At 72.9% G+C, this 17,625-nt stretch carries 15 protein-coding genes; 14 read left to right on the forward strand and 1 reads right to left on the reverse strand.

Annotated elements, in window-relative coordinates; genetic code table 11:
• Nucleotides 1-12 precede the first annotated feature (12 nt).
• From steA to QQG74_RS12595, 8 genes are all read left to right on the forward strand, one after another.
• Nucleotides 13-1,191 carry a putative cytokinetic ring protein SteA gene (steA, locus tag QQG74_RS12560; protein ID WP_341720461.1) on the forward strand — a complete coding sequence of 393 codons (1,179 nt, stop codon included), beginning with the start codon at nt 13-15 and terminating at the stop codon, nt 1,189-1,191.
• A 27-nt stretch (nt 1,192-1,218) separates the two neighbouring features.
• Entirely contained in the window at nt 1,219-2,160 is a 942-nt protein-coding gene (locus QQG74_RS12565) for a copper transporter (protein ID WP_341720462.1), read from the forward strand.
• A gap of 83 nt (nt 2,161-2,243) precedes the next feature.
• A complete protein-coding gene (locus QQG74_RS12570) occupies nt 2,244-3,110 on the forward strand; it encodes a hypothetical protein (RefSeq protein ID WP_341720463.1) in 867 nt (288 codons plus the stop codon).
• Nucleotide 3,111: 1 nt separating this feature from the next.
• Nucleotides 3,112-4,785 (forward strand): lipid II flippase MurJ, encoded by a 1,674-nt coding sequence (locus tag QQG74_RS12575; RefSeq protein WP_341721222.1) that lies wholly within the window; start codon nt 3,112-3,114, stop codon nt 4,783-4,785.
• 108 nt (nt 4,786-4,893) lie between these two features.
• Nucleotides 4,894-6,048 (forward strand): glycosyltransferase family 4 protein, encoded by a 1,155-nt coding sequence (locus tag QQG74_RS12580; RefSeq protein WP_341720464.1) that lies wholly within the window; start codon nt 4,894-4,896, stop codon nt 6,046-6,048.
• Complete coding sequence (locus tag QQG74_RS12585; RefSeq protein WP_341720465.1) at nt 6,048-8,369, forward strand: hypothetical protein; 2,322 nt, start codon at nt 6,048-6,050, stop codon at nt 8,367-8,369. Before QQG74_RS12580 ends, QQG74_RS12585 begins: the two co-directional genes overlap by 1 nt.
• A 166-nt stretch (nt 8,370-8,535) precedes the next feature.
• Complete coding sequence (locus tag QQG74_RS12590; protein WP_341720466.1) at nt 8,536-10,281, forward strand: CTP synthase; 1,746 nt, start codon at nt 8,536-8,538, stop codon at nt 10,279-10,281.
• Nucleotides 10,278-10,883: an NUDIX hydrolase gene (locus QQG74_RS12595; RefSeq protein ID WP_341720467.1), complete on the forward strand. Its 606-nt coding sequence runs from the start codon at nt 10,278-10,280 to the stop codon at nt 10,881-10,883. The genes QQG74_RS12590 and QQG74_RS12595 overlap by 4 nt, the downstream gene beginning before the upstream one ends.
• A gap of 62 nt (nt 10,884-10,945) precedes the next feature.
• On the opposite strand, the gene QQG74_RS12600 is transcribed toward QQG74_RS12595, so the two are convergent.
• A complete protein-coding gene (locus QQG74_RS12600; RefSeq protein ID WP_341720468.1) occupies nt 10,946-11,203 on the reverse strand; it encodes a TM2 domain-containing protein in 258 nt (85 codons plus the stop codon).
• A gap of 292 nt (nt 11,204-11,495) precedes the next feature.
• Between QQG74_RS12600 and ald the strand changes: the two genes are divergently transcribed.
• From ald to QQG74_RS12630, 6 genes are all read left to right on the forward strand, one after another.
• Entirely contained in the window at nt 11,496-12,611 is a 1,116-nt protein-coding gene (gene ald, locus QQG74_RS12605) for an alanine dehydrogenase (protein WP_341721223.1), read from the forward strand.
• Entirely contained in the window at nt 12,608-13,615 is a 1,008-nt protein-coding gene (locus QQG74_RS12610) for a site-specific tyrosine recombinase XerD (RefSeq protein WP_341721224.1), read from the forward strand. The genes ald and QQG74_RS12610 overlap by 4 nt, the downstream gene beginning before the upstream one ends.
• Nucleotides 13,616-13,864: 249 nt before the next feature.
• Entirely contained in the window at nt 13,865-14,788 is a 924-nt protein-coding gene (locus tag QQG74_RS12615; protein WP_341720469.1) for a ParA family protein, read from the forward strand.
• 44 nt (nt 14,789-14,832) lie between these two features.
• Nucleotides 14,833-15,855 (forward strand): ScpA family protein, encoded by a 1,023-nt coding sequence (locus QQG74_RS12620; protein WP_341720470.1) that lies wholly within the window; start codon nt 14,833-14,835, stop codon nt 15,853-15,855.
• Nucleotides 15,852-16,829, forward strand: coding sequence for an SMC-Scp complex subunit ScpB (scpB, locus tag QQG74_RS12625; protein WP_341720471.1), 978 nt, complete (start codon nt 15,852-15,854; stop codon nt 16,827-16,829). The genes QQG74_RS12620 and scpB overlap by 4 nt, the downstream gene beginning before the upstream one ends.
• Nucleotides 16,816-17,586, forward strand: a complete 771-nt coding sequence (locus tag QQG74_RS12630) for a pseudouridine synthase (protein ID WP_341720472.1) — start codon at nt 16,816-16,818, stop codon at nt 17,584-17,586. Before scpB ends, QQG74_RS12630 begins: the two co-directional genes overlap by 14 nt.
• Nucleotides 17,587-17,625 lie beyond the last annotated feature (39 nt).

The raw sequence follows: 17,625 nt of genomic DNA on the forward strand, positions 1-17,625 counted from the left end.
AGGATGGTCACGATGCGTCTACCCACGTTGCGCCGGATCCGAAACGCGGAACCGGGACGAATCCTCGGCACCGCGCGCCTCGACCGCCGGACGAAGCGCCTGGTCGGCCGGCTCCGTCCCGGCGACATCGCGGTGATCGACCATGTCGATCTGGACCGCGTCGCGGCCGACTCCCTGGTCGCCGTCGGTGTCGGCGCGGTGCTCAACGCCAAGCCGTCGGTCTCCGGCCGGTATCCGAACCTCGGCCCGGAGGTGCTGATCTCGGCGGGCATTCCGCTCCTGGACGACCTCGGGGAGGGCGTTTTCGAGCGCATCCGCGAAGGCGACACGGTGCGGATCGAGGGCAACACGGTCTACCTGGGTGACGAGCCGGTGGGGCACGGCAGCCTCCAGGACGCCGAGAGCGTGGCCAAGGCGATGACCGACGCCCGGGAGGGCCTGTCGGTGCAGTTGGAGGCGTTCGCCGCCAACACCATGGACTACCTCAAGCAGGAGCGTGACCTGCTGCTTGACGGCGTCGGTGTGCCGACGATCGCCACCGAGATCCAGGGCCGGCACTGCCTGATCGTCGTACGGGGTTATGACTACAAGGCCGACCTGGACGTGCTGCGCCCGTACATCCGGGAGTTCAAGCCGGTGCTGATCGGTGTCGACGGTGGCGCGGACGCGTTGGTCGAGGCGGGTTACACGCCGGATATGATCATCGGTGACATGGACTCGGTCACCGACGACGTGCTGCGTTGCGGTGCCGAGGTGATCGTCCACGCCTACCCGGACGGGCGGGCACCGGGGCTGCCCCGGGTCAACGCGTTGGGGGTGCCGGCGGTGACCTTCCCCGCCGCCGCCACCAGCGAGGACCTCGCCATGTTGCTGGCGGACGAGAAGGGCGCCTCCCTCATCGTGGCGGTGGGCACCCACGCCACCCTTGTCGAGTTCCTCGACAAGGGGCGCGGCGGCATGGCGTCGACGTTCCTCACCCGGCTCAAGGTCGGCGGCAAGCTGGTCGACGCCAAGGGCGTCAGCCGGCTCTACCGGCAGGGCATCTCGGGTTCCTCCCTGTTGCTGCTGGTGCTCTCGGCGGTCGCGGCCATGGCCTCGGCGGTGGCCGTCTCCACCGTCGGTAAGGCGTACCTGGGTGTGGTCTCCGAGTGGTGGGACAATTTTGTGTTCCAGCTCGGCCAGCTCTTCTAGCTCCCGACCGATCAAGAGGCTGTAGGCGTGATCAACTTCCGGTACCACGTGGTGTCCCTGACCGCGGTCTTCCTGGCGTTGGCGATCGGCCTGGTCGTCGGCACAGCCGCCCTCAACGGTCCGGTCGCGGATTCGCTCAAGGAGACCGTCAACTCGCTGCGCAAGGACAACCAGCAGATGCGCCAGGCGGTCCAGAACATGCAGCGGGAGCTGGAACTGGAGGAGGAGTTCGCGGCCGAGATGGCCCAGGTGATGCTGCCCGGCACGCTTAGCGGCAAGCGGGTGCTGGTGATCACCACGCCGACCGGTCGGGACCACGCCGAGGGCGTGCAGGAGATGCTCCGGCTGGCCGGTGCCGACCTCACCGGCCTGGTCGATCTACAGGACAAGTTCATCAACCCGGAGAACAACAACAACCTGCTGGAGTTGGCGGTGACGGCCGCCCGGCCGACCGGCGCGCCGACCTCCGGGCTGCCCGGCAACGGTCACGGCGTGGAGACCTCAAGTGCCCTGCTGGCGACCGTGCTGCTGGACCGGCCGGCCGGTGCGGAACCGGTGACCGAGGCCGACCGGCGGGCGGTGTTGGCCGCGTACAGCAACGCCAACTACCTGACCACGGCGGATCGGGTCACCGCGCCGGCCGAGGCCGTGGTGATCGTCAGCGGGCCGCCGTACGTGGACAAGGACTCCGCCAAGAAGGACGAGGCGGTGGTCAAGATCGCCGAGCAGTTCGACGGGACCGGGGCGATCGTGGTGGCCGGCAACGGTTCTGCCGGCGGCAACCTGGTGGCCTTCGTCCGGGGCGACGCCGTACTGGCCCAGAGCATCTCGACGATCGACAACGCCAACACGGTGCAGGGCCAACTGGTCACCACGCTGGCGCTTGTGCAGCAGCTCAACGAGCGCAAGGCCGGCCAGTACGGCGTGGGCGACAACGCCGGCTCACTGGTGCCTAAACTGCCCCAGTGAGCCACCGACGCGCCTGATGCGCCAGGTGGGCGATTCTGACGATGGCGGCCGGCGGGAGGGCCACACGTGAGCGGAGTGCCGGCATGAGCATGCTCGGTCGACTGGTGGTGGCGGGGATCGGGGCGGCTGCCGCCCGGTACACGCTGCGGCAGGTGCGTACGTCACCGGCCGGACCGGGGTTGGCACGTACCAATTTCCGTGGGCGTACGGTCACCCTGGCCGCCGGGCCGGCGCTCGCGCTGGGCGCCAGCGGCGCGGCGGCCGGTGGCGCGGCGAGCGTGCCCGCCGGAGCGGCGACGTTGGTGGCCGGGCTCGGTGCGGGTGCCGTCGGGCTCTACGACGACGTGGTCGGTGCCCGCCCGGAGCAGAAGGGCGACAAGGGCTTCGCCGGGCATCTGGCCGCGCTGCGGCAGGGACGGGTCACCGCCGGCCTGGTCAAAATCGTCGGGGTGGGTGCAGCCGGTCTGGGTGCCGCGACGCTGCTGGCCGGTGATGCGCGGGTGGCCGCGCACCCGGGCCGACGGCGGCAGGGCGCGTTCGGCCGGGGCGTCGACGTGCTGCTCGGCGCGGGCGTGGTGGCCGGCACCGCGAACCTGCTCAACCTGCTGGACCTGCGGCCGGGGCGGGCGCTGAAGTCCGGCGTGCTGCTCGGCGCGCCGCTGATCGGTGGTGGGCAGGGCGGGATCGCCGCCGGTGCGGTCGGTGCGGCGGCCGGGCTGCTCCCCGCCGACCTCGACGAGGACGTGATGCTCGGCGACAGCGGCGCGAACGCGCTCGGCGCGGTGCTCGGGGTGGCGTTGGCCGCCCGGACCGGCCCGCTCGGTCGGGCCGGTCTGCTCGCGGTGCTGGCCGGACTGACCGCAGCCAGCGAGAAGATCAGCTTCACCCGGGTCATCGCGAACACACCGGGGCTGCGTGAGCTCGACGCGCTGGGCCGTCGCGCCGACTGACGTGACCAGACCGGCACCCCTCGCCGGCGCCGGCCGGCTGGCCGGAGCAGCCGCGCTCATCGCCGTGCTCACCGTGCTCAGCCGGCTGGCCGGGTTCGGGCGTACCGCCGTCTTCACCTGGGTGGTGCAGGGCAGCGACCTGGGCGCGATGTACGTGCTGGCGAACACCATCCCGAACATCATCTTCGAGATCGTCGCCGGTGGGGCGTTGGCCAGCCTGGTCGTACCGCTGCTCGCCGGTGCGGTGGCGGCCGGTGACCGGCGGGCGGTGGCGGCCACCACGGGGGCGCTGCTCACCTGGACGGTGACCCTGCTGGTGCCGCTGGCGGTGCTGGTCGCGCTGGCCGCCGAACCGGTCATCGCGTTGATCGGCGACGGCCGGTCGCCGGAGGAGTTGGCGGCGGGGGCCCGGATGCTGCGGGTGTTCGCGCCGCAGTTGCCGCTGTACGGCATCGGCATCGTGTTGACCGGCGTGCTCCAGGCGCACCGCCGGTTCGCCTGGCCGGTGATCGCGCCGCTGCTGTCCAGCCTCACGGTGATCGTCGTCTATCTGGTGTTCGTGGCGGTTGCCGGCCCGGGAGCGAGCGTGGCGCAGGCGGGCCGGGGTGCGGAGTTGATCCTGTCGGCCGGCACCACGCTCGGTGTGGTGGTGCTCTCGCTGTCGCTGCTGATCCCGCTGCGCCGGTTGCGGTTGCGGCTGCGTCCCGGGTACGCCTTCCCGGCCGATGCCCGGGCCCGGGTGGGCGGGCTGGCGGTGGCCGGTGTGGTCACGGTGACCGCCCAGCAGGTGGCGTTGGCGGTGATCCTCCGCCAGTTGGCCAGCGGACCCACCGAGGCGCCGCAGGTGTTCAACCTCGCCCAGACCTTCTACCTGCTGCCGTGGGCGGTGTTGGCGGTGCCGCTGGCCACCGCCGCGTACCCGACCCTGGCGGCGGCGGCGACCGCCGGCGACGAGCGCACCTACCGGGAGACCCTGTCGGCGACGCTGCGCGGGGTGCTGCTGTTCAGTTGCCTCGGTGCGGCGGTGCTGATCGGCGCGGCCGGTCCGATCGGTTGGTTCTTCCCGCTCAACGCCGGGGCCACCGCCGCGGCCGTGGCCGGCTTCGCTCCCGGACTGCTCGGGTACGGTCTGTTCGCGGTGCTGTCCCGGGCCCTGTACGCGCGGGGCGCGACCCGGGTGGCCAGCCTCGCCATCTGCACCGGCTGGTTGGTGGTGCCGCTGGTCCTGGTGCCACTGTCGGCGCTGTTCCCGGTGGCCGACCGGGTGCTCGCCGTGGCGCTGGCAAACTCGGTGGGGATGCTCCTGCTCGGCGGGCTGTTGCTGCTCGCCGTGCGGCGGGCAGCCGGTGCGGCGGCGGTGGCCGGTGCGGTGCGGGCCGGCAGCGCGGGGGTGCTGGCCGGTGTGGTGGCGACCCTCGCCGCGCTGACGCTGCTCGGGCTCGTCGATGGCGGGGGCGCACCCCCGACGCGGTGGGTGGCGCTGGTGCAGGGCATGCTGTCCGGAGCCGTTGTCGGTCTCGTCTTCCTCGGCGTGCTCTGGCTGGTGGACCGGCAGGACGTACGTCCACTGCTGGCCGGGCTGCGGCGGCGCCTGAGCCGGGGCCGGACGCGGGGCGGGCAGCAGGGCGGCAACCCCCCGGAGCGGGGCGACGGGAAGGAGACGGTGTCCCGGTGAGCGCGAGGAGTGAGCTTGCGAGCCCCGCAGTCGCGAGCGGAGGGTTGGCCCGGTGAGCGCGAGGAGTGAGCTTGCGAGCCCCGCAGTCGCGAGCGGGAGGTTGGCTCGGTGAGCGCGGCGAGGGTGCCTGACCGGCGGGGTGTGGTGGTGCTGCTGCTGGCCTCCAGTACGGGCGGCGTGGGGCAGCACGTGCGGGCGTTGGCCCGTGGGCTGACCGCTGCCGGGGAGTCGGTGCTGGTCTGCGGGCCGGCGGCGACCCAGGACCAGTTCGATTTCGTCGCCACCGGTGCCCGGTTCGCGCCGGTGGAGATCCCGGCCACGCCCACGCCCGCCGATGCTCGGGCGGTGCTCGTCCTGCGCCGGCTGCTCGCCGCCGAGCAGGTCGGCGTGGTGCATGCGCACGGGCTGCGCGCCGGGCTGGTCGCCGTGCTCGCCCGGACCACCGCGCCGCTCGTGGTGACCTGGCACAACGCGGTGCTCGCCGGTGGTCTGCGGGGTGGGTTGTCCCGGCTGGTGGAGCGGGTGGTGGCCCGGGGCGCCCAGGTGACCCTCGGCGCCTCCGCCGACCTGGTCGAGCGGGCTGCCGCGCTGGGTGCCCGGGACGCCCGGCTCGCGCCGGTCGCCGCTCCGGAACTGCCCGCGCCGCGTCGGCGTCGGGCCGCCGTACGGGCCGAGTTCGCCGTCGCCGCCGACCAGCCGCTGGTGCTCTCGGTGGGTCGGCTGCATCCGCAGAAGCGGTACGACGTGCTGGTGGACGCCGCCGCCCGGTGGCGGGACCGCACTCCGCCGCCAGCGGTGGTGATCGCCGGCAGCGGCCCGGCCTATCTGCCGTTGGCGGCCCGGATCAGTGCCGCCCGCGCCCCGGTCACGCTGCTCGGGCACCGCACCGACGTGGCCGATCTGCTCGCCGGGGCGGACCTGGCCGTGGTGACAAGCGACTGGGAGGCCCGCCAGTTGTTCGCCCAGGAGGCGATGCGGGCCGGCGTACCGCTGGTGGCGACCGCGGTGGGTGGCCTGCCGGAACTGGTCGGCGACGCGGTGGTGCTGGTGCCGCCGGGGGACGTCGACGCGGTCGACACGGCGGTACGGGAGCTGCTCGACGACGAACAGCGCCGGGCCGACCTGGCGCGGCGTGCTGTGGCGCGGGCGGCGACCTGGCCCACCGAGGCGGAGACCCTCGCCCAGCTGCTCGCGCTCTACACCGAGTTGGCCCGGGGGCCGGCCGCGCCGGGCGCGGACGCCTCGTCGACGGGACGCCGCTGATGCTGCGCCGCGTCGCTCCGATCCTGCTCACCCTGCTCGTGGTGGTGCTCGGCATCACAGCGTTGGCGGCCCGTCCGCAGTCGCCGCCGCCGCGACCGAGCGCCGACTTCGTGGTGCTGGTCGGAGTGGCCGGGCTGCGCTGGGACGACGTGGATCCGCAGACCACTCCGACGCTGTGGCGGATGGCCCGGGCGGGTTCGATCGGATCGCTGTCGGTGCGGTCGGTGCACCGGCCCACCTGTCCGCTGGATGGCTGGCTCACTCTCGGCGCGGGCAGCTTCGCGGCGTGGGGCGGCAGCCGCCCGGACGGGCAGTGCCCGCCCGCCGAGGTGACGGTGGAGCGGCCGGACGGCATCGGGGCGTACCTGCCGGAGCAGGACAGCGTGGTCCTGCACAACCAGGACCGGTTGCCGTGGGGCACGGTGCCGGGTGCGCTGTCGGAGTCGGTGCGCTGTTCGGTGGCGGTCGGGCCGGGGGCGGCGGTGGCCGCGGCCCGCCCGTTCGGTCGGGTGGACCGGTATGAGCCGACCCTGCCCGAGGACCCGAGCGGGCTGCTCGGCTCCTGCGTACTGAGTATCGTCGATCTTGGCACCGTGGCGGGCACGGATCCGGCGGGGCGTGCGGAGGCCGCCCGCGCGGCCGACGCGCAGCTCGCCCGGGTGCTGGCGGGACGGCCGCCGCACTCGCTGGTGATCGTGGCGGGGGTCGCCGACACCGAGCGGCCGTCGCGGCTGCACGTGGCCATCGCCGACGGTCCGGGCTGGGAGGAGGGCTGGTTGACCTCGCCCAGCACCGCCCGCCGGGGCTACCTGCAACTTGTCGACCTCGCGCCGACCGCGCTGGCCGCGTTGGGCCGTCCGATGCCGGACCGGCCGTTTCTCGGCCGGCCCGCGGAGTCGGTGGGTGGCCGCCCGGCGGACCTGCCGACCGCGATCGCCGAGCCGGCCGACGCCGACCGGGAGGCCGCCGCGCAGCAGGAGGTGGCCGGTGGGTTCTTCACCTTGCTGGCCGTCGTGCAGGTGGTGCTTGCGATGGCGGTGTTGCCGCTGTTGCGCCGTGCCCGCCGGGTCGCCGGGCCGTACGGCCCGAAGCCGGTGTCCCCGCGGGTGGTGGCAACGGTGGAGGTGCTGCTCGTCGCCGCCGCCCTGGCGATGCCGGCGGCGCTGCTCGCCGAGGCCGCGCCGTGGTGGCGGTACGCGCATCCGGCGATCTCCTTCGCCGGACTGACCGGCGTGCTGGTGGCCGCCGCGACGCTGCTGGTGCGGCTGGCGCCGGGCTACCGGGACACCCTCGGTCCGCTCGGCGCGGTGGCCGGGCTGACCATGCTGGCCATCGGCCTGGACGTGGTCACCGGTGCGCGGCTGCAACTCAACGGCGTGGTCGGCTACTCGGCGCTGGAGGGCGGCCGGTACGCCGGGCTCGGCACCGTCGGTCTCGGGGTGTTCGTCGCCGCCGCGCTGCTGAGTGCGGGTTGGCTCGCCCAGCGGGTCCGTCGCGACTGGCGGCCGGTGGTCATGGTGACCCTGGGCGGGATCGCGGTGGTGGTGGTCGGCAGCCCGTACCTCGGTGCCGACTCGATCGGGGCGATCGCGTTGACCGCAGGGGTGAGCGTCGCCGCGGCGATCAGTGCCGGCGGCTGGCTGACCATGACCCGGTTGGCCTGGGCGGCGATGGCCGGACTCGCCGTGACGGTCGGGTTCGCGCTGCTGGACCTGGGCCGGGTGCCGGCCGAGCGGGGCAGCCTGGGCCGGTTCCTGGCGGCGCTGGGCGACGGCACCGGCGGGCTGACCGTGCAGCGGTCCGGCACGTCCAACTTCGAGACGCTTGTGAACAGTCCGCTGACCGTGCTGGCCCTGGCGGGCGCCCTGCTGGTCTGGTTCGCCCTGCTGCGGCCCTGGGGTGGGTTGATGCGGCTGTTCGGCATCTACCCGGCGATCCGGGCAGCGATGGCCGGCACCGGGGTGGCGGTGGTGATCGGCGGCGTGCTGGGCGGCGCGGCGCTGGATGTCGCCGGTGCGGCGGCGGCCGTGGTGGTGCCGATGGCGGCGCTGTCGGCGCTGCGGGTGCTCGACCACGCGGCGGATCGGACCCGCCCGGGGAGCCGGGCTGGTCCGAGGGCCCGGTCACTCGCCAGGACGGCGACGCCGGGCCGGGCGATGCCCGCCGGCCCGACGCCGATGCCGCCGACACTGACACTGACCGGCCCGGGGACGCCGCCACGAGTACGGCCGTCGACGCCGGGACGCCGACCGACGACGGTGCCGAGGTGCGGTCGCCCGGGGCGGGACCGGAGCCCGGCGGCGGGCGCGGTGCGGCGATGAGTTCGTCGGCCGAGGTCGCGACCGGGTGACCGGCGACGGGGACCTCGGGTGCGCCACCGGGGTCCCGTCGGCAAGGTGTTACCGTGGAATCCCGTGGATCGCGTGATCACTTCGCTGATCGGCTCGGCGGTCTGCATGACCGCGACGGACGACACGGGAGCAGGCCTTGGCCCCTACAGCACGGACGACCAGGCACATTTTCGTCACCGGGGGCGTCGCCTCCTCGCTGGGTAAGGGGCTGACCGCCTCCAGCCTCGGCAATCTGCTGACCGCCCGAGGGCTTCGGGTGGTGATGCAGAAGCTCGACCCGTACCTCAACGTCGACCCGGGCACCATGAACCCGTTCCAGCACGGCGAGGTCTTCGTCACCGAGGACGGCGCCGAGACCGACCTGGACGTCGGCCACTACGAGCGGTTCCTGGACCGGGCGCTCTCCGGCAAGGCGAACGTCACCACCGGCCAGATCTACTCCGACGTGATCGCCAAGGAGCGGCGCGGCGAGTACCTGGGCGACACCGTCCAGGTGATCCCGCACATCACCAACGAGATCAAGTCGCGGATCCGGGCGATGGCCGACCCCGACGACGACGGCCGTACCCCGGACGTGGTGATCACCGAGGTCGGCGGCACGGTCGGTGACATCGAGTCGCTGCCGTTCCTGGAGGCGATCCGGCAGGTCCGCCACGACCTGGGCAGGGACAACTGCTTCTACCTGCACGTCTCGTTGGTGCCGTACCTGGCGCCGTCGGGAGAGCTGAAGACCAAGCCGACCCAGCACTCGGTGGCGCAGCTGCGCAGCATCGGTATCCAGCCGGACGCCATCGTCTGCCGCTCCGACCGGGACATCCCGGACAAGCTCAAGCACAAGCTGTCGCTCTACTGCGACGTGGACGCCGAGGCGGTCATCGCCGCACCGGACGCGCCAAGCATCTACGACATTCCCCGGGTGCTGCACCGGGAGGGCCTCGACGCGTACGTGGTGCGCCGGCTCGGGCTCTCCTTCCGGGACGTGGACTGGGACGGCTGGGACGACCTGCTGGAGCGGGTGCACCAGCCGCAGCGCACGGTCACCGTCGCGGTGGTCGGCAAGTACGTCGACCTGCCGGACGCGTACCTGTCGGTAAGCGAGGCGATCCGGGCGGCCGGATTCGGCAACCGGGCCCGGGTGCAGCTGCGCTGGGTGCCCAGCGACGACTGCGTCACCCCGTCGGGCGCGGCGGCGGCGCTGGCCGGTGTCGACGGCATCGTCATCCCCGGCGGCTTCGGCGTGCGGGGCATCGAGGGCAAGATCGGCACCGCCCGGTACGCCCGGGAGAACGGCATCCCGCTGCTCGGGCTCTGCCTCGGCCTACAGTGCATGACCATCGAGGTGGCCCGGCACCTGGCCGGGCTGGACGGCGCCAACTCGCTGGAGTTCGACGCCGACGCCGTGCACCCGGTCATCGCCACCATGGCCGACCAGGAGGACATCGTCGCCGGACGGGGCGATCTGGGCGGCACCATGCGGCTGGGCGCGTACCCGGCGAGGCTCGTCGAGGGCTCGATCGTCGCCGAGGCGTACGGCAGCACCGAGGTCAGCGAGCGGCACCGGCACCGGTACGAGGTGAACAACGCCTACCGCGACCAGCTGACCAAGGCCGGGCTGCGGGTTTCCGGCACCTCGCCGGACGGCCGGCTGGTCGAGTTCGTCGAGTTGGACCGCGAGCTGCACCCGTTCTTCGTGGCCACCCAGGCGCACCCGGAACTCAAGAGCCGCCCGACCCGGCCGCATCCGCTCTTCGCGGCCTTCGTGCGCGCCGCCGTGGCGTACTCGCGCGCCGACCAGCTCCCGGTCGACTTGGACGGCGACGACGACGCGACGCAACGGGCCACCCGCAACGGTGCCGCGACGAAGGCGACCTCGGCGTCGTGAGCGCGGTCGAGCACCGCTACGAGGTGCGCTCCCGTGAGCTGCGCTACCGCGGCCGGATCTTCGAGGTGGTCACCGAGCAGGTGAGCATGCCGGGCGGCGGGACCGCGGCGCGGGACATCGTCCGGCATGTCGGCGCGGTGGCGGTGGTGGCGTTTGACGACGCCGGCCAGGTGGTGCTGATCCGGCAGTACCGGCAGCCGGTCGGCCGGCGCCTCTGGGAGTTGCCGGCCGGGCTGACCGACGTCGCCGGTGAGGATCCTGCGGTGACGGCGGCCCGCGAGCTGGCCGAGGAGGTCGACCTGACCGCCGGGCGGCTGGACATGCTTGTGGACCTGCACAGCTCGCCGGGGTTCACCGACGAACTGATCCGGGTGTTCCTCGCCCGTGACCTCGGCGAGGTGCCGGCGGACCAGCGGCACGACCGGCACGACGAGGAGGCCGACCTACAGATCGTCCGGATCGACCTGGACGAGGCGGTCGGCATGGTGCTGGCCGGCGAGATCACGAACGCGCCCTGCGTGGCCGGGCTGCTTGCCGCCGCCCGCGCCCGCGACGCCGGCTGGTCGGTGCTGCGTCGGCCGGACACCCCGGCACCGGGCTGAGCCGCGGACGTGACAAGGGGGCCGGGCGGTCGACCCGCCCGGCCCCCTGGTGATCGGTGTCGTCAGTCGCGAAGCGGACGGCCCTGCCCGTCGACACCGCCCTTCACCAGGATCAGGATGCCGTCGATGAGGCCCCAGATGCTGCCGATACCGCAGGTGACCAGGGTGACGATCAGCTGGATGACACCGGTCTTGGTGTCGCCCATGTAGAACCGGCCGACGCCGAAGCCGCCCAGCAGAATTTGCAGGACGCCCGCGACGACCTTGCTCTTGTCGGAAACGCCCTGGGGGTACCCGGGCTGGTAGGGAGGAGTGGTCATGAGGCGTCACAATAGTGATCCACTCTGCCGCTGTCGGCACCGGTATGGCTGAAGTGGCACGATGATGGGCGAACACTGTCCTGACGGCTGAGGCGACGTCCGACCGTCGGCTGGCGAGCACACCTGACACATCGTCAGCGGTCACGGCCACCGGGTGTCACAGTGCAGGCTCCGGTGCCGTACGGGCGCGCCTAAACTGCCGCCCTCGGGATCGGTTGACCGTGGTGGCAAAGGGGCCGCCACGGCACCGCGCAGTCGGGGAGAGCCTTCCCCGAAGAGAGGTGTCTGCATGGTGAAGGTCGGCATCCCACGCGAGGTCAAGAACCACGAATACCGTGTGGCGATCACGCCCGCGGGCGTCAACGAGTTCACCCGTGGCGGCCACCAGGTCTTCATCGAGGCCGGCGCCGGGATCGGGTCGAGCATCACCGACGAGGAGTTCGCCGCGGCCGGCGCCAAGATCCTGGCGACCGCCGACGAGGTGTGGGACGCCGCGGAACTGGTCCTCAAGGTCAAGGAGCCGGTCGCCGAGGAGTACCCCCGGATGCGCCCGGGGCAGGTGCTCTTCACCTATCTGCACCTGGCCGCGTCCGCCGACTGCACCCAGGCGCTGCTCGACCGCAAGGTCACCGCAATCGCGTACGAGACGGTCGAACTGCCCGACCGGTCGCTGCCGCTGCTCGCCCCCATGTCCGAGGTGGCCGGTCGGCTCGCGCCGCAGGTCGGCGCCTTCTATCTGATGCGTACCGGTGGCGGCCGGGGGGTGCTGCCGGGCGGCGTGTCCGGCGTGTACGCGGCCAAGACCGTCGTCATCGGGGCGGGCGTGTCCGGCATGAACGCCGCCGCGATCGCCCTCGGCCTGCAATCCGAGGTGCTGCTGCTGGACAAGGACGTGGCCCGGCTGCGGCAGGCCGACGCCATCTACCGGGGTCACCTACAGACCGTCGTCTCCAACGCGTACGAGATCGAGCGGGCGGTGCTCGACGCGGACCTGGTCATCGGCGCGGTGCTGGTGCCCGGCGCGAAGGCCCCGAAGCTGATCACCAACGAGTTGGTGTCCCGGATGAAGCCCGGCAGTGTGCTTGTCGACATCGCCATCGACCAGGGCGGGTGCTTCGAGGACTCGCGGCCCACCACGCACGCCGACCCGGTCTACCGGGTGCACGAGTCGATCTTCTACTGCGTGGCGAACATGCCCGGCGCGGTGCCGAACACCAGCACGTACGCGCTGACAAACGTCACCCTCCCGTACGCCCTTGAGTTGGCAAACCACGGCTGGCGCGAGGCGTCCCGCCGTGACCCGGCGCTGGCCCTGGGTCTGAACACCCACGACGGACACGTCGTCTACGGCCCGGTTGCCGAGGCGCACGACCTGCCCACCCTGCCGCTGACCGAGGTGCTGGCCTGACCGGCCGGCCACCGACCGCCGGAGCGGACGGGGCCGGCGCGGGGCACCAGCCCGCGCCGGCCCTGAGCCGTGCCGTGCGCGGCTACCTGGACCACCTCACCGTCGAACGTGGACTCGCCGCGAACACGCTCGCGTCGTACCGCCGGGACCTGGCGCGTTACCTCGCCTCGCTGGCCGCCGCCGGGGTGACCGATCTGGCGGCGGTCTCGACCGGGCAGATCGAGGAACACCTGGCCAGGTTGCGAGCCGGCGACGACGGGCACCCGCCGCTGGCGGCCTCCTCCGCGGCTCGGGCCGCCAGCGCGGTACGCGGCCTGCACCGGTTCGCGCTGCGCGAGGGCCTGGCCGGTGCCGACCCGAGCCGGGACGTGCGACCACCCGTGCCGCCGCGCCGGCTGCCCCGGGCGCTGCCGGTCGACGACGTGATCCGGCTGCTGGAGACCGCCGGTGCGGTGGCGACCGCCGGGGACACCGCACCGTTGGCGCTGCGCGACCGGGCACTGCTGGAATTCCTCTACGGCACCGGGGCGCGCATCTCCGAGGCGGTCGGCGCGGCCGTGGACGACCTGGATGTGGACGACGGGGTGGCGCTGCTGCGCGGCAAGGGCGGACGAAGTCGCCTGGTGCCGGTCGGTGGGCACGCGCTGCGGGCGCTGGCCGCGTACCTGGTGCGGGCCCGGCCCGGGCTGGCCGCCGCCGGCCGGGGCACCCCGGCGGTCTTCCTCAACGCCCGGGGCGGCCCGCTGACCCGGCAGGGCGCCTGGACCATCCTGCGCCGCGCGGCGCAACACGCCGGCCTGCCCGTGGACGGTCCGCAGGCGGTGTCGCCGCACACGCTGCGGCACTCGTACGCCACGCATCTGCTCGACGGTGGGGCGGACGTCCGGGTGGTGCAGGAGTTGCTGGGCCACGCCTCGGTCACCACCACCCAGGTCTACACTCTGGTCACCGTCGACCGGCTGCGGGAGGTCTACGCCACCGCCCATCCGCGCGCCCGCGACTGAGCGGCGCTCGGGCTGGCTCGGGGGCGTTTTCGGCGCCCAGGTGGGTGGCCCGTCCTGGTCGGCTCTGGGCAGCTCCGGGCCGGTGCCGCCGGCCGACACGCCGAGCGGGTGCCGAACGGCCTGCTGGCCGGTGGCGTACAGTCGGGATCGGCGCGGCCTCGCGGCGAGATGACCGGGGTGCGCAGCGGCGCCGCAAGGACGTCGGGCGGCTCCGACGCCGGATGGTCGTCGGGAGGGGGCAACGAGGACATGGCTGGCAACGGTGACCGTGCCGAGACCTGGACGTCGGAGCTCCGCGAGCAGCAGAACTCTCTCAACGCGGACCTGGGCCCGGCCGACCCGGCCGCCTACACGATGCGCAAGCCGATCCCCGAGCCGATGCCGACCGACCGGCACGGCCCGGCCCGGATCATCGCGATGGCCAACCAGAAGGGTGGGGTCGGCAAGACCACCACGACAATCAATCTCGGTGCCGCGCTTGCCGAGTACGGCCGCAAGGTGCTGCTCGTCGACTTCGACCCGCAGGGCGCGCTCTCGGTCGGGCTGGGCGTCAACCCGCACAACCTGGACCTGTCGGTCTACAACCTGCTGATGCAGGACGACGTCACCGCCGACGACGTGCTGATCAAGACCGACGTCGCCGGGCTGCACCTGCTGCCAGCCAACATCGATCTCTCCGCCGCCGAGATCCAGTTGGTCAACGAGGTGGCCCGGGAGATGGCCCTGGCCCGGGTGCTCAAGAGCGTCCGCAAGGAGTACGACTACATCCTGATCGACTGCCAGCCGTCGCTCGGCCTGCTGGCGATCAACGCGTTGACCGTGGCGCACGGCGTGCTCATCCCGCTGGAGTGCGAGTTCTTCAGCCTGCGCGGTGTGGCGCTGCTGCTGGACACCATCGACAAGGTACGCGAACGGCTCAACTTCGACCTGGAACTCGAAGGCATCCTCGCCACCATGTACGACAGCCGCACCACCCACTGCCGCCAGGTGCTCCAGCGGGTGGTGGAGGCGTTCGGCGACAAGGTCTACCAGACGGTGATCACCAAGACGGTGAAGTTCCCCGAGTCCACCGTCGCCGGCTCGCCGATCACCACGCTCGACCCAGCCTCCTCCGGTGCCCGCAACTACCGGCAGTTGGCCCGCGAGGTGATCGCGGCGCAGGCGGAGCGGTAGGCCGGTAACCCCAGGTGGCCAGGCCGTGGACTACGGTCGTCGGCGTGAGTGCGCCGCCCCTCGACCCGACCGCCGCGGCGGAACCCGCGTCCCCGGCGGTTGACCCCGAGGTCGACCCGGTCGCGTCCGGCGCCGCCACCGCGTCCGGCGATGAGTCGGCCGACGGTGGCAAGTTCACCGTCCGGCTGGCCAACTTCACCGGCCCCTTCGACCTGCTGCTGCAACTGATCGGCAAACACAAGCTCGACGTCACCGAGGTCGCCCTGCACCAGGTGACCGACGAGTTCATCGCCTACATCCGCGCGATGGGCGACGACTGGGACCTGGACGAGGCCAGCGAATTCCTGCTCATCGCCGCCACCCTGCTCGACCTGAAGGCGGCCCGGCTGCTGCCTGCCGCCGAGGTCGAGAACGAGGAGGACCTCGCCCTGCTGGAGGCGCGGGACCTGCTGTTCGCCCGACTGTTGCAGTACAAGGCGTACAAGGAGGCGGCGGCGCACATCGCCGCGCTGGAGGAGGTCGGCGGACGCCGCTACCCGCGCGCGGTGACCCTGGAGCCCCGCTACGCCGAGGCGCTGCCGGACCTGGTGCTCGGTATCGGCCCGCAGCGACTGCTCAAGCTGGCGGTGAAGGCGATGACGCCGAAGCCGGTGCCCGAGGTCTCCATCGCCCACGTGCACATGGTCCGGGTCAGCGTCCGGGAACACGCCGGGATCATCGCCGAGCGGCTGCGCCGGGCCGGCACCGCCACCTTCTCGCTGCTCTGCGCCGACTGCGAGGCCACCCTCGAGGTGGTCGCCCGCTTCCTCGCCCTGCTTGAGCTGTACCGGCAGGGTGTGGTGGCCTTCGTCCAGGAACAGGCGCTGGAGGAGCTGACCGTACGCTGGACCGGTCCCGCCGAGGGCGGCCCGGCCCTGACCGTCGACGAGTACGCCGGCACCCCCGCCGAGTCGGGCGAGGCCACCGGTTCCGGTGAGCCCGCCGAGTCGGGCGAGGCCACCGAGTCGGGCGAGGCCACCGGAACCGGTACGGGTGGTACGGCAATGACCGAGGAGCGAACCGGATGAGCAAAGAGGACCGCCCGGAGTCCCTGGCCGACCAGGCCGCCGCCTGGATCCCCCCGTGGCAGCGCCCCGCCCCACCCGCCGAAGCCGACGACGTACATCCCGGTGCGAAGGTGCCGGTTCAGGGGCGCGCTGAGACCGACATCTCCGACGCAGCCGGCCCCCAGGCAGCCGAGGCGGACGCCGAGCCGGTCGAGCCGGTGCCTGGGCAGGCGGCCGAGCCGGTCGAGGCGGCCCCTGCGCAGGCGGCAGAGGTGGTCGAGGTGGTGCCGGTCGAGCCGGTGCCTGGGCAGGCGGCCGAGCTGGTCGAGGCGGCCCCTGCGCAGGACGTCGAGCCGATCGCGGCGGTGCGGGCGGGTGCCGCCGACGGGCCGGCTCGCAAGTCGCGGGCGGGGCGGCCTCGGCCGGTGCCGGAGCCGACGCCGGTGCTCGACGACGCGGAGCTGCGGGGCGCGCTGGAGGCGATCCTGCTGGTGGTGGACGAGCCGGTCAGCGAGCTGACCCTGGCGCAGGTGCTCGACCAGCCCGCCGAGCGGGTCGGCCCGATGCTGGACGAGATCGCCGCCGGCTACGTCGCCGCCGGGCACGGGTTCGAGCTGCGTCGCGCGGCTGGCGGCTGGCGGCTCTACACCCGGCCGGAATACGCCAGCTACGTCGAACGGTTCGTGCTTGACGGGCAGTCGGTGCGGCTCACCCAGGCCGCGTTGGAAACCCTGGCGGTGGTGGCGTACAAGCAGCCGGTGACCCGGTCGCGGATCTCCGCCATCCGGGGTGTCAACTGCGACGGGGTTATCCGTACCCTGGTCTCCCGGGGCCTGATCGAGGAGTGCGGGACCGAGACCGACAGCGGTGCGTACCTGTACCGGACGAGCATCATGTTCCTGGAGAAGCTCGGCCTGAACAGCCTCGACGACCTGCCACCACTGGCCCCGTTCCTGCCCGACGACGTAGAAGAGCTCGCCGATGCCACGCGATAACCGCACCCCCTCCCCGGACGCCCCCGCCTACACCGGCCCCGAACGCCTACAGAAGGTGCTCGCCGCCGCCGGTGTTGGCTCCCGGCGGGCCTGCGAGGATCTGATCTTCCGTCGGCGGGTGACGGTCGACGGGCGGGTCGCGCAGCTCGGCGACAAGGTCGACCCGGCCACCGCGGTCATCCACGTCGACGGCGAGCGGCTGGTCGCCGACACCCGGCTGGTGTACCTGGCGATGAACAAGCCGCGTGGCGTGGTCTCCACGATGGCCGACGAGAAGGGCCGCACCGCGCTGGCCGACTTCATCGGCAACCGGGTCGAGCAGCGGGTCTACCACGTCGGGCGGCTCGATGCGGACAGCGAGGGCCTGCTGCTGCTCACCAACGACGGCACCCTGGCGCACCGGCTGATGCACCCGTCGTACGGGGTGCCGAAAACATACCTGTGCGAGGTGGCCGGGCCGATCCCGCGTAACCTCGGCAAGCGGCTGGCCGCCGGGGTGGAACTGGAGGACGGCCCGGTGACCGTCGACGCGTTCCGGGTGGTGGACACGCTTGGGCGTACCGCCCAGGTGGAGCTGACCCTGCACGAAGGGCGCAAACACATCGTACGGCGGCTGCTGGGCGAGGTCGGTCACCCGGTGAGTCGGCTGGTGCGTACCGCCATCGGGCCGATCCGGCTCGGCGACCTGCGCGCCGGGCGCACCCGGCGGCTGACCAACGCGGAGGTCGCCGCCCTGTTCAAGGCCGTGGGTGACTGACCGCGCAGTCGCGGGTACGGCTGAGGGTAGGCTCCCTGG

The organism is Micromonospora sp. FIMYZ51, assembly GCF_038246755.1.
GTDB lineage: Bacteria > Actinomycetota > Actinomycetes > Mycobacteriales > Micromonosporaceae > Micromonospora.

Coding starts and splice junctions, on each gene's coding strand:
- steA (WP_341720461.1), top strand. CDS start 13: ATGCGTCTACCCACGTTGCGCCGGATCCGAAACGCGGAACCGGGACGA.
- QQG74_RS12570 (WP_341720463.1), top strand. CDS start 2,244: ATGAGCATGCTCGGTCGACTGGTGGTGGCGGGGATCGGGGCGGCTGCC.
- QQG74_RS12585 (WP_341720465.1), top strand. CDS start 6,048: ATGCTGCGCCGCGTCGCTCCGATCCTGCTCACCCTGCTCGTGGTGGTG.
- QQG74_RS12600 (WP_341720468.1), bottom strand. CDS start 11,203: ATGACCACTCCTCCCTACCAGCCCGGGTACCCCCAGGGCGTTTCCGAC.
- QQG74_RS12615 (WP_341720469.1), top strand. CDS start 13,865: ATGGCTGGCAACGGTGACCGTGCCGAGACCTGGACGTCGGAGCTCCGC.
- scpB (WP_341720471.1), top strand. CDS start 15,852: ATGAGCAAAGAGGACCGCCCGGAGTCCCTGGCCGACCAGGCCGCCGCC.
- QQG74_RS12630 (WP_341720472.1), top strand. CDS start 16,816: ATGCCACGCGATAACCGCACCCCCTCCCCGGACGCCCCCGCCTACACC.